Genomic DNA, 11,734 nt, shown 5'->3' with positions numbered 1-11,734 from the left:
CGCTGCCTCTTAGCTCAGAGGTCGGAGGGGTTGGGTGTTGGGTTCGGAGCCGCTAGCTGAGTCCAGCAGCGTTGCTAATGCCGCGTGGCTCCTTTCTAAAAGCCTCCACCCACCATTGGAACGTTTGGTGGGAGTAGATCAAGGTCCTGCGTGGAACACTCGATCCAAGCGCCACGCCGCATCCTGGTTCGCAGTGGACAGGACCGCTCTGCGGTTCATCCTACACGTTTGCCGCGCCCAATGCGCCGCGCTCGCCATCACACAATCTCGAAGAGATCCGGATGGAGGTGAATGGAGCCCTGGTCCAGCTCTCACAGCACGCAGGCATATCGCCTTATCCACCCGTTTCCGGAGCGTTGGCCGCTTTCTTGCCTTCACTCCGGCAGTGGCTCCCAGGGGGCGGGCGCTTCCGTGTGAATGAGAAGCGCCGAGCTTTTACATCGGACAGCAATATTTTTGTCGGCACCGTGCCACCTCAGCCGCACTGGTTTCGTCCAATCTCTCCAATGGACTGATGAAGAAAGGCAAGACGACCTATAAGAAGAACGGCAGCAACGTCCACGCCGACCTGCTCAAGGAGTTGTGGAATGCGGCAATTGCATTGCGCTGCAACATTACGCCGGCCGATTACAAACGCGACGTGCTGCCGTTCATCTTCCTACGCTTCCACTCGCTACGTTACGAGGAGCGTCGCTCGGAGATCGACGCCGAGATCGTCGATCCGCCAAGCGACCTGCACACCACTGACAAGCAGCTCATGCTCTCCCTCCGCGAGGACGCTGATCTTTACCTGAGCAAACAGGTTTTCCTCGTCCCAGAGGAGGCGCGCTGGGAAAACATAGTGAAGATCGCCCGCACGGACGACGTAAAGGTTCGCCTTGACAACATTCTCGATCTGCTCGAGGCCAGCTTTCCGAAACTCAGATGCCTGCTTCCGGTGATCTACGCAGGGTCAAATCTAGATTAGCAAAATATTGCCGGTCTGGTGGACCTTTTCTCAAAGGACATCTTTCGTTTCGAGGCTGGCGGTTTGCCTCGTCAGAGGGGAAGCGTGGCGGCGAATACTTCACCCCGTCCTCTATCACCCTCTCCCGCTCGCACCACGCAATGCGAACACGATGCAGATGCTCCACTTCCTCGCGTATCTAAAAGCGCCGGGCGCGCGCGAGCCGGGTGGCACAGCGGGCGTCGCCGTGGCGACAGGCGAGCTGTCGAACTCCGAGACGGCGCAGCTCGTCGTCCAAAAGGCGCTGTGGAAGATGACTTCGTCGATCGCGTCGTTACACTTACCGGCCAGCTCTTTGCGAACACGATCGCTTCACGTGCGTTTGTCCTTCTGCTGAGGCGCTCGCGGTATTCACCGAACTGATATCGCCATGGTACCAGCAGATTATCTGTAATCAAGCTGAATCCCACACCCTCGCCGCCCTACGTAGCATGCTGCTGCCGAAACTGCTGTCGGGCGATCTGCGGGTGCGCAACGCGGAGCAGATGATTGAGGCTAAGGCATGACAATGGTCTGAGTTTAAGTTGGTCAACAACGCGTGAAGTCTGTAGCCTACAGGCGACGCTGAACGATGCACGCTCTCTCTTCCGGATATTGAGTCGGAACTCAGTTACGCTTACGTTCACGCGATTGCGGCGAAAGCTGGCATGGCATGCTCCGTGAGCGGCCGCCACGAGGATAACAATGGAGTGGACGCGCGGGTAACAGCGTGGGCGCCGTTCGATAACGGCGGTTACCTTACGGAGGTAGACCTCAAAATCCAGTTGAAGGCGACGATCCAGCCACCCGGGGACAACGGAATGCATCGTTCTTATTTTCTTGCCGGAGTCAACCGATACGACGACCTCCGAGCAGCGACCGTAGACGTGGCTCGTATTCTTGTCGTCCTCTTTCTTCCGCCAGATGCTGCAGAATGGATCTCGCACACAGAAGACGAACTCGCGCTGAGGCGCTGCGGCTATTGGGTGAGCCTGCGTGGAGCGGCAGCCACAAGCAATCGGAGCGGCGCTACAGTGTATATACCGAAAGCGCAAGCCTTTTAGCCCGACCGAGCTGAGGGCGCTGGCGTCGCGGCTGTCGCGGCGCGATCTTCCGACCTACGTTGCGCCATGACCAACGCTTTCCTCGTGGCCCCTACCGATCTGCGTGATTATGCAAAATCGCGCGGCTGGGTACTGGTCCCTGACGGGCTGAGGGACCGGCTCTTTGTGCTAAGTCATCCCAAATTCGACCGACGGCAATTGGTCTTCCCGATCGATACGACGGCGCCGGACTACACCGAAGCCGTGATGCTGGCGGCGGAAAAGCTCGCGCTGCTGGAAGGGCGCCCTCTTCCCGACGTTTTGAGCGCTTTACAGGAGGTGAACGATGACACACTTCGCTTTCGTATTGATACCTCGTGCGACGTCGGAGGGGCATTGCCACTGGCGTTCGTCGGCAGTGTTGTCAGCGGTGCCCAGCAGCTCCTGCTGGCGGCATCCTGCACGGTGCTGAAACCGCAGAGCCATCACCCTCGGCTCAGCCGAAGCGAAGCGCAACAGCTCATCGAAGCATCGCAATTTCGCCATACAGAGCCGGGAAGCTTTGTTGTGAAGGTCTCGTGTCCAGTCCGCGCGCTTGACGTGCAGGCGGCGCTTTTTCCGGGAGAGGTGGACGCACCGTTCGTGCGTCGAACGATGCTCACAGTGAAGCGGGCATTGCACGAGTTGGTGACGGCCATTGAAGCCGACACGCTGTCGCAACTTATCGAAAATGTGCAGAAAATGGCCACTCCCGTCATTTCCTCTAATTTGTGCGAGGCGTTGACCCGCTTCGAGGATGATGCCTTGAAGAATTCGCTGGAGGTGGACATTTCCTGGGCCATCTCAACGCCCCTGCCGGCGGGTGAGGTAATGCCGGCACGGATCCGCATTCAGTGGGATTACTTCTCGCGCATCGAGGAGGTCCGCCGAGCGTTGCGTTCCCCCGAGCAGCACCAGGAAGATACTTTTATTGGTACGGTAGAGCGTCTCGACGGCGCAATGCAGCCGGACGGCCCGTCGGGCGGGCGAGGTGATTTTGGCACTGCTGCTCAGCGATGGGGAACCGGTGCAGGCGCGAACCAGCCTTACGGCGGATCAATACGCCGCTGCAGACGATGTCCATATGACTGAGGGGGCTTATGTAAAGGTAACGGGAAAAGTTCACCCGGGGCGACAGCCACGTTCGCTAATGGACGTGGTGCACTTTGAAAAAATCCTGCCGCATTAGCGAATGCAAGCGGGCGCCGAAGGGACAACCCAAGCCATCGCGCGATGCCAAACCAAGGAATCGAGTCGCAATTTGAGCAAACGACGATCGAGCGACTGCTTGCGCTCCCCTATCGCTATGAGTATGGCGACCAGATCGAGCGCGAACTCCGCGAGGTCGTGATGACAAGCTGGCTGCGCGCTTTCCTATAAAGAAAAGCGGGCGGCCTCCCGTAACGCGGATTCGGGGTTGAAGGCTGCACGAAGGTCAACCCCTAAACCTTCCAGGAAGCGTGACCGCAATCGCCCGGTCTCGCCCGATTCCACCCGTTCGAACGCGCCGTTGGCTCCCGCATGGATTTCGACGGTTTCGGCACGCGGGTCCACCAACCAGTACTCGCGCACGCCGCTGCGGGCGTAATCATCAAATTTGACGCCCCGGTCGTTGGCCTCCGTCGAGGGCGAGAGCACCTCCACAATGAGAGCCGGCACCGGAAAAAGTCTTTGGTCCGGGCTGAACTGCGCGGATTGCTCGGCGCTGAAGCAGGCGATGTCGGGTTCGTAGTCGTTTCGCTGGAAAGCGCAAAGCGCCTTCTCATCGAGCACGGTTCCAAGCCGCCGGGGAATAATCCAGCTTCTCAGAATAACCGTGAGGTTTTGGCGGCCGATGGTATGGCGCAGCGTCGCGGGGGAATGGAATACGGCCACGCCGTTGATGAACTCGGCTTTGTCCTCCGGTTGCAGGGACTCGCGGAAGCGTTGCCGCCGCTCGGACTCGGCGCGCAACATCCCGTTAAGTTCCTCGGCGATGCGTTCCAGGTCCGCGGAGGGCATGCCGGTAAAGTACCATCTGACCCTCGGACCCTCAATGCTGCTGAACCAGCTTAAAAACGAGTATCATCTGCCCGCCGTGGCCGGCGTAGAATAAATCCCGCAAGTGAAGAACTGCCGGGTAGGGTGCGGGCATTCTTTGAGCCCGCGCGGCGGATTATCATCTTATTGGTGGATCGCTGTACCTCCGGTATCGTTGATCCGGCGCAACATGATAAAAAGGAGTTGCGCTCTTTCCGGCAGGCTGGCGGCATAGATAAACTCTTCGGCGCTGTGCAGGTTACCGCCGCGCACACCCAGGTTGTCGAGGTTAGGAACGCCTGCGGCGGCCAGGCGGTTACCGTCACAAGTGCCTCCCGTCGGCTCCGCGCTGATCTCGATCCCGAGTTCATGGCCGGCCTGCCGGGCGAGCTCGATTAGGTTCAGGGTCTCGGGAGTCAAGGCTTTCGGCGGGGCGGTAAACCGTCCTTCAAGTTCTACCCGGTAATCGGACGCGTTGTGGATGGAGGCGATAAAAGCGTGAAGCGCGTCATGCACCCAGCGCTCATCGTCGGCCGATGACGTCCGCACATTGATGCGGCACGTTGCCAGATCGGGCACCATGTTGGTGGCGATTCCCCCGGTAACTTCCGCAGGGTTGAGAAAAATGGTGTCGCGTTTCGCGTTCAACTCTTCGCAGTGCAACACGAAACGGGCCAGCGGCACCAGGGCATTCCGGCCATCCCGCGGGTTGCGGCCGCTATGGGCGGCGCGCCCGCGGAACCGGAGAAGGAAGGTCCCCGAACCGCGGCGTTGAGAAGCCAGCGCGCCGGAGGCAAGCGCCGGTTCGAAGCCGAACGCGAAATGGTGGTTACGGGCGGCTTCCAGCAGTTCGCCGGAAGAAGCAGGTGAGCCGAGCTCTTCATCCGCGTTGATGGCTACCGTCCACCCGATCCGTTTCGGTTCGACGAAACGTTCATACGCCGCGAGGCCATGCAGCATGACGACCAGACCGCCTTTCATATCGCATAAACCCGGTCCCTGAATCCGGTCTTCCCCCAGCGGGGTAACCGTCTGAAACGGGTGTTCCGGCCCGAAGACCGTGTCGAGGTGGCCGAACAGGAAGACCTGCCGGGGTGCTTCCGGGCGTTTTTGCAGGACGAGCATCGGCGTGCGGGTTTCGCCGGTTGCCGCCAGCCACCGTTTCCCGGAGAAAGCGGGTTTGAGTAATTCGGCAAAGGCGTCCAGGATCATCTCACTGAGAACGGTCAAACCCGCCAGGTTCCGGCTGCCCGAGTTCTGACTTGACCATCGGCAGGCGCATTCAATCATCCGTTCACGCTGGCTCTGGAGGTAAGCGAGTGCGGTCATGCCCATTCCCCCGTTTGTTGAAACGGGTAAATCGACCCTAATTGGAGGATCTGCGTAAGTTCGTCCAGGGCCGTCTCAATTTCGCCCGGGAATTGCGGGTCGCGCAGGTCGTCCCAGGATAACGCGATCCGATAACGTTTTTTAATCCATGACGTTAGAGCCGCATCCAATCCCTGGTCGAACAAGACCCGCCCTGACAGGCCGGCCCGTTCAACGTCGGACAGCACCACACGATTCCGCAGGCAAGCGGGCCCACCGCCGTTTCGCATACTCTCTCGCAAGTTAACGAATTGCACCTGGTTGATCGGGCATTCCGGGTCGGCGATCAACGCCCCGATGACCTCTGCGACCGGCGGAACGGCCCGGCACTCTTCCGGCGCCAGCAGCAGCATCGCGCCATCAGGCAGGGTCAGGAGCTGGGAGTTGAAGAAATAGGAACGCACGGCGTCACCCAGGCTGAACCCGGTGATCTCGCGCAGGCAGAAGGCGTCCTCGCTCACGCCGGCATAAGCCTGGGCAAGCCGTTTACTTACCTGGGACGGATCTGCGAAAGCGAGCTGGTGGTAAAGAAAAACGCGTTCATTGCCCGTGGCGATCACGTCATTGTGGAAGGCGCCGGCCTCGATGGCAGCCGGATTTTGCCGGGCATGGACGACGCGTTCCAGGGAGAGGGCGTGCATGCGCGCGACGACTTCACCCGCTTCCAGCGTCTGGCGCCGGGGGAAATGCCCCTCGGTCAGCGGCGCGAACCCTGTGCGTCCATGCACGAACAGGTGGATCCCGGGCAGCCCGTGCCGTGACGCCAGCCGGGTGTGATTGGCGGCTCCCTCATCGCTCAGGACCAGGTTGGCCGGGAGCGGGGGATGATGCGTAAAATGCTCCGGGTTAGCAAAGATGGCTTGCCAGAGCGCGGCGGTCTCGGCGGCCTCGAGTGAGCGATGGAAGTTGGTTACGAGGTTGGCGGGCGTAAAGTGAACCCGGCCGTCTTCAGCGTCGAGGCTCGGTGTGGTCGTGGCCGCATTGGCGCTCCACATGCTCGAGGCCGAGTAACAAGCGATCAGTAATTCAGGGGCAACGCGGCAGGCTTTTTCGATCACCTGAGCTCGTGTGCCGGTAAAGCCCAAACGGCGCAAGGTTCCGAGCGCCGGCCGCGCCAGTGGCGGCAGAACGGCCTGGCAAACGCCGAATCCCGCCACGACGCGCATTTTCGCCAGTCCCTGCAGGGCCGCCGCCTGGGGGTTGGAAACCGCGGCACGGCTGCGCATCGATGCGTAGTTGCCGAAGGAGAGCCCGGCATAATTGTGGGTGGGCCCGACGAGGCCGTCAAAGTTGGTTTCCTGATACACTTGCTAATGCTCCGACGGGTTAGAAGAGGCGGCGGCGGGTACTTCCGTTTGTTCCCGTTGACCGGATTTATGGAGTTGCAGGTAAATGAGGCGGCTGCCGGGCTGCGCGCGCAGGCGGGCGGCGGTCTCGGCCGTGATGGCCAGCGTTCCGTCGTCCATCAGTTCCACCGCGCCGAGGCAGGCACGAAACGAGAGTGACACGTGGGCGATCAGGTGCGGTTCGGCCGACGGTAGCCGGCGGATTTCTGAAACGATCGCGACGTGCGCATTCCTGACGGCTTTAATGTCCGGACGCTCGGCCCGCAGCAGCGGCCCCGCATCGAAGATATCCACCTCGTGCGAAAGCTGGAACCCCTGATTCAGCAGGATGCGCAGGGCCGGTTCCGCATCCCGATGCACGCGCCCGATCACGGCTTGAGCATCCGGGGGCAGCATGGCCTTATAGATCGGGTACCTGGGAATGAGGTCGCGAATGAATTCTTTCTGGCCGATGCCGCTTAAAAAATCCGCTTCCGCGAACGTTTGATGAAAGAAATGGCGTCCGAGTGCCTCCCAAAAGGGGGATAATCCCGCCTCGTTGGTAAAGCCGCGCAGTTCGGCAATGACCCGCTCATCGAATCTCTGCGGGAAAGACGCCATAAAAAGAAAACGGCTTAAGGAAAGTAGCTGGCCGAGGCCGGCTTTGCGGTATTCGGGCCGGAGGCACAAGCTGCATACCTCGGAGGGACCCTTGTGGTCCAGCTTCAAGTGGAGCACTTCCATTTCCTTATCGATCTTGAGAGGGGAATGGATAAATCGTTCCCGTCGCACTTCGTAGGTGTAGAAAGGGTCAAAGCCACCCACGCGCGCGATGATGCCGGCCGTACCTACAATCTCGCCGTTCCGCCGGTCTTCGAGCACAAACAGGTAATGGTCACCGCCTGCGGTCCTGATGCGGTGATCGAAAGAGCGTTGCGACTGATAAATCCGTTCCTCCAGCGCATCGGCCTGCGGCGGCAGCGAAGTCATCCCGCCCTTGATCGACTCCGCCAGCCGCTTCAGGCTGGGCAGGTCCGATTCCTCAATGGGACGCAAAATGAAGTCTGGAAACATAAAACGGCCAGGATCATGAAGTAAAACGCCATAGGAGGCAAAAGCTTCAGGGGTTTTAAAGGTTTTAGCGAGATTGCCCTCCGGAATCACGAATATAGATCCGGTACTTCACCGCCTCCAGGTATAAGCCATCCGGCGGCGCGCAGTGGTTAGTTTTTCGGCCGGACGGCGCCGTCAACAACCATTGCAACCACGGCAAATCTTTGCGACCGGCTGCCACCTGCAGCAGGCTGCCGGTTAACAGGCGGACCATGCGATAGAGAAAACCGTTTCCCTCAAAGTGGAGGGTGAGCAGCGAACCCGCGCGCCGGACCCGCACGCGGTAGAGGGTTCGGACGGTGCTGCTTTCGGGTTGGCCGCGGTTCGCGGCGAACGCGGCAAAATCGTGGGTGCCGGCCAGTTTTTCAGCGCCGGCCATGAGCGTCGCCAGCGTGATGGGCCAGGGAAAAAGCCAGGCGCGCCCGATTTCGAGCGGGTGCAGCGTGTCTCCCGACCAGACCCGGTAGAAGTAGCTTTTGCGTTTCACCGCATGCTGCGCATGAAAGGTGGCCGGAACAAGCCGGCAGCCCAAAATGCGGATAGTCGCCGGTAGATGGGCATTGAGCGCGCGCCGCCAGGTCTCAGGGGGATATCGTCCGGGTGGGACATCGACGTGCGCCACCTGTCCGAGGGCATGGACCCCGGCGTCCGTGCGCCCCGAACCGACCACGGTCAGGTCGAGGCTGGAAACGGCTCGCAAGGCCGCCTTCAAGTGGTCCTGCACGCCGTTGCCATTGGGCTGGCTTTGCCAACCGCTGAAAGGCCGGCCGTCGTACGCGAGCACGAGCTTGAGTCGCTGCGGTGGCGGATTCACAAGGCGCGGCGATCCGGGCCAAAGGAGAGCCGTTTACATTTGCACCTAGAGATTCCCGGACAGGGTCTGCGCATCCAGGTAATTCTGCAGCAGGATCTGCGCCGCCACCTGGTCGATTACCTTCCGGCTCCGTTTGGTGTTCCGGCCTGCGGCGTGCAGTACCCGTTGCGCCTCCATCGTGGTCAGCCGTTCGTCCCAGAGCACGACCTGCAAGGCCGGAAGCTTTGCCCGCAACCGGTCCGCAAACGCGGTGGCTTTCGCGGCAGCCGGGCCGAGGCTGCCGTCCATGTTCTTGGGCAACCCCAGCACGACGCCGCCCACGCCCTCGGCCGTCACCACTGCACAAATCTCATCAAGCACCTGTGGCGAATTCGTCAGCGTCCGTAACGGATGAGCCATCGCGCCAAGTTGATCGGAAATCGCCAACCCGATCCGGGCCTCACCCAAGTCAATGCCGAGCCAGCGTTTCACTATTGAAGTTCTTTCGGAAGGTTAGCGACCAGATGTTTTATGCCTTCAGCTTCGTGACGATTGCAGATCAGCAACGCATCACGCGTCTGGACCACCACCAGATCGTTCACCCCAAGCAGGGCAACGTGCACTCCGTCGTTGGAAAAGACAATGTTGTGAGACGAATTTTCTACTGACAACGGGCAGTTCGCGGCGTTGTGGTGGCGGAGCTGGTTGAGGTATTTGCCGAGGGCGGTCCAGCTGCCGACGTCGTCCCAGTCGAAGGTCGCCGCCTTCACGAGCACCCGGTTGGTTTTTTCCAGAATGGCGTAATCGATCGACAACTTACGCAGGGTAGGGAACCGTTCGCTGATCTCCTTTCGCAGGTCCGGCGTGTTGCGAACCACCGAGACAAACTCGCCCAGGTCGGGGGCGTGCCGGTTGAACTCCGACAGGATGCTCCGCACGGTCCACACAAAAATTCCGGCGTTCCAAAAGAAGTTGCCGCTGCGGAAGAAACTTTCGGCAAGATCGGGGTTGGGTTTTTCACGGAATCTCACCACCTCGTAAGTGTCGGGAACTTTGCCTGCGAACCGTTCACCGCGTTCGATGTAACCGAACCCCGGGCAGGCCCAGGTCGGGGTGACGCCGATTGTGACCAACTGCCCGCTTTGCTCGGCAGCGTCGGCGGCTGCCTGTAAGTCTGACTGAAAGGCCGTCCGGTCGCCGATCCTGGCGTCGGCCGGTAAAACCACCATCGTGGCATCCGGATTCCGCGCGGCAACGAGCCCTACCCCCAGGGCGATGGCTGCGGCGGTATCCCGCTTCTCCGGCTCGCTGAAAATGTTTTCGGCGGGATGGCCCGGAAGTGCCGCCCGGACCGAGGCGACCTGTTCATCATTGGTCAGAACCAGGATGTTTTCCGCCGGGATCAATCCCTCGAGACGCCTGACGGTTTCCTCCAGAAGCGTTTGTCCGCCGAAGAGACGCAGCAGCTGTTTTGGGGTGGCGCGACGGCTTAAGGGCCAAAAACGCATTCCGCTGCCGCCGGCGAGCACGAGAGCATGCAAGGTGTTCGACATGTTCTGAATCCGAGTTAAACGAATGGATCGAATAGAGCAGGTTTCGGTTTACTATCGCGTACTCGGTCGACAAGTCACGGGGCATTGCGCAAAACGCCTCGCGATCCTCGCCGGTCACAAACGCGACAAATCAAGCGCACTCTCACCAAGGATTGACGGACTGAAGGAGGGCTGAGACAATATTCCGGGGCTGCTACAATCAATTATGACGTCTGACTCTCAAAAACCGGTCGCGCTGTCGATCACTTCGGCTGCGCTGCTGACGGTGTCACAAGGAGCCGTCGGCTGCGGGCTCGGACTGCTGTTGGCCGGAAAAATCAATGAACGCAAGCGCAACGTCGCTGCGATCGGCCTGTTATCCCTGGCCTTGGGGGCGACGATCACGGCAGGTGCAGGCCTGTTGACGAACCTGGTGAGCGGGCCCCGGTCGCGCCTGGGCGTACGCCGCCGGCTGCGTTCGATCCGCGAAGGGGCCGGGTGGCACGTCGACGATGAAGTCTTTTAAGGGGGGCAGCCCGCTTCAGATCTCGTAATCGAAGTATCCCGGCGAGGTGCTCCCGTTCGGTCCTGAGCCCCTTTCGGGGCGTGACGGACGGTTCTTTTTTGACACGATTTTTACCTGGGACCGCTCGTTGGTCACCAGGGAATCCGGCGGGACGCTTTCCATCAGGAACACGTTGCCGCCGATCGTTGAGCGGGCGCCGATTACGGTTTCTCCGCCGAGAATGGTGGAGTTCGGGTAAATGGTCACCCAATCTTCCACGTCGGGGTGCCGCTTGCCGCCCTTCTTGATCTTCCCATGTTCATCCTTTTGGAAGCTGCGCGCGCCCAGGGTAACGCCGTGGTAAAGCTTGACGTGGCTGCCGATCCGGCAAGTTTCGCCGATGACCACGCCGGTGCCGTGGTCAATAAAGAAATAGGCGCCCACCTCAGCGCCGGGATGGATGTCGATTCCAGTCCGGCTATGCGCCCATTCGGTCATGATGCGCGGCAGCAACGGAACTTCCTGGCGGTACAAAGTATGGGCGAGCCGCTGGATGGAGACGGCTTCGACGGACGGGTAACTGACGATAATTTCCTCGAAACTCGTGCTGGCCGGGTCGCCTTCGTACGCCGCCTCGACGTCGGTGCGCAGTAATGCCCGGATGCGCGGCACATCTTCCATAAAAGTCTGCGTGATCAAACCGGCCAGCTGCGCCGGGCAGGTTGGCTTCCTCGTCCGCAGGCTCTTGAAAATTTCTTCGCGCAGCCGCTCAGAGACCTCCGCCAGCCGCGTAGAGGTTAACTCGCTCACATGCGCCTTGGCGATCGGTCCCTCGTCGTGGAAGCCGGGAAACAGTACTTCCAGCAGATCCTCGCAGATTTCGGCCACCGCTCGCTTTGAGGGGAGGTTCGAACCATCAATGTTATTGATCCCGCCGTCGTCACGGTAGGATTCGAGGACAGCCATCACGGACGGAATCAAGTTTCTCTCCATAACCAGGACCGGCGACAAT

The 11,734-nt window shown here is 60.4% G+C and carries 13 protein-coding genes; 5 read left to right on the top strand and 8 right to left on the bottom strand.

All coding sequences use genetic code 11. The features are described 5' to 3' along the window. Positions 1-514: 514 nt before the first annotated feature. The 4 genes from JO015_19390 (at position 515) to JO015_19375 (ending at position 3,447) form a co-directional block, all read left to right on the top strand. Positions 515-967: a type I restriction-modification system subunit M N-terminal domain-containing protein gene (locus tag JO015_19390; protein MBW0001264.1), complete on the top strand. Its 453-nt coding sequence runs from the start codon at positions 515-517 to the stop codon at positions 965-967. 686 nt (positions 968-1,653) lie between these two features. Beyond that, a complete protein-coding gene (locus JO015_19385) occupies positions 1,654-2,049 on the top strand; it encodes a DUF4365 domain-containing protein (GenBank protein ID MBW0001263.1) in 396 nt (131 codons plus the stop codon). Between the two features lie 66 nt (positions 2,050-2,115). Continuing rightward, complete coding sequence (locus tag JO015_19380) at positions 2,116-3,159, top strand: hypothetical protein (GenBank protein MBW0001262.1); 1,044 nt, start codon at positions 2,116-2,118, stop codon at positions 3,157-3,159. Between the two features lie 141 nt (positions 3,160-3,300). After that, entirely contained in the window at positions 3,301-3,447 is a 147-nt protein-coding gene (locus tag JO015_19375) for a hypothetical protein (protein MBW0001261.1), read from the top strand. Here JO015_19375 and JO015_19370 read toward each other — a convergent pair. The 7 genes from JO015_19370 to JO015_19340 all read right to left on the bottom strand — a co-directional run bounded on the left by JO015_19370 (position 3,442) and on the right by JO015_19340 (position 10,238). After that, complete coding sequence (locus tag JO015_19370; GenBank protein MBW0001260.1) at positions 3,442-4,068, bottom strand: Uma2 family endonuclease; 627 nt, start codon at positions 4,066-4,068, stop codon at positions 3,442-3,444. The two genes, JO015_19375 and JO015_19370, sit on opposite strands and share 6 nt — an antisense overlap. 162 nt (positions 4,069-4,230) lie before the next feature. Next, positions 4,231-5,415, bottom strand: a complete 1,185-nt coding sequence (locus JO015_19365) for a hydrolase (GenBank protein MBW0001259.1) — start codon at positions 5,413-5,415, stop codon at positions 4,231-4,233. Continuing rightward, positions 5,412-6,761 carry an N-succinylarginine dihydrolase gene (astB, locus tag JO015_19360; protein MBW0001258.1) on the bottom strand — a complete coding sequence of 450 codons (1,350 nt, stop codon included), beginning with the start codon at positions 6,759-6,761 and terminating at the stop codon, positions 5,412-5,414. The genes JO015_19365 and astB overlap by 4 nt, the downstream gene beginning before the upstream one ends. A 3-nt stretch (positions 6,762-6,764) precedes the next feature. After that, entirely contained in the window at positions 6,765-7,853 is a 1,089-nt protein-coding gene (locus JO015_19355) for an arginine N-succinyltransferase (protein MBW0001257.1), read from the bottom strand. 64 nt (positions 7,854-7,917) lie between these two features. After that, positions 7,918-8,706, bottom strand: a complete 789-nt coding sequence (truA, locus tag JO015_19350) for a tRNA pseudouridine(38-40) synthase TruA (protein MBW0001256.1) — start codon at positions 8,704-8,706, stop codon at positions 7,918-7,920. Positions 8,707-8,751: 45 nt separating this feature from the next. Continuing rightward, a complete protein-coding gene (ruvX, locus tag JO015_19345; GenBank protein MBW0001255.1) occupies positions 8,752-9,177 on the bottom strand; it encodes a Holliday junction resolvase RuvX in 426 nt (141 codons plus the stop codon). After that, positions 9,177-10,238 carry an NTP transferase domain-containing protein gene (locus tag JO015_19340; protein MBW0001254.1) on the bottom strand — a complete coding sequence of 354 codons (1,062 nt, stop codon included), beginning with the start codon at positions 10,236-10,238 and terminating at the stop codon, positions 9,177-9,179. Before JO015_19340 ends, ruvX begins: the two co-directional genes overlap by 1 nt. Positions 10,239-10,443: 205 nt before the next feature. Between JO015_19340 and JO015_19335 the strand changes: the two genes are divergently transcribed. Beyond that, complete coding sequence (locus JO015_19335; GenBank protein MBW0001253.1) at positions 10,444-10,743, top strand: hypothetical protein; 300 nt, start codon at positions 10,444-10,446, stop codon at positions 10,741-10,743. A 15-nt stretch (positions 10,744-10,758) separates the two neighbouring features. On the opposite strand, the gene JO015_19330 is transcribed toward JO015_19335, so the two are convergent. Next, positions 10,759-11,715, bottom strand: a complete 957-nt coding sequence (locus tag JO015_19330; protein ID MBW0001252.1) for a serine acetyltransferase — start codon at positions 11,713-11,715, stop codon at positions 10,759-10,761. Between the last annotated feature and the right edge of the window lie 19 nt (positions 11,716-11,734).

This window comes from Verrucomicrobiota bacterium (assembly GCA_019247695.1).
Taxonomy (GTDB): domain Bacteria; phylum Verrucomicrobiota; class Verrucomicrobiia; order Chthoniobacterales; family JAFAMB01; genus JAFBAP01.
Note: the sequence above shows the minus strand (reverse complement) of the source record. Positions and strands in the feature narration are given on the sequence as shown.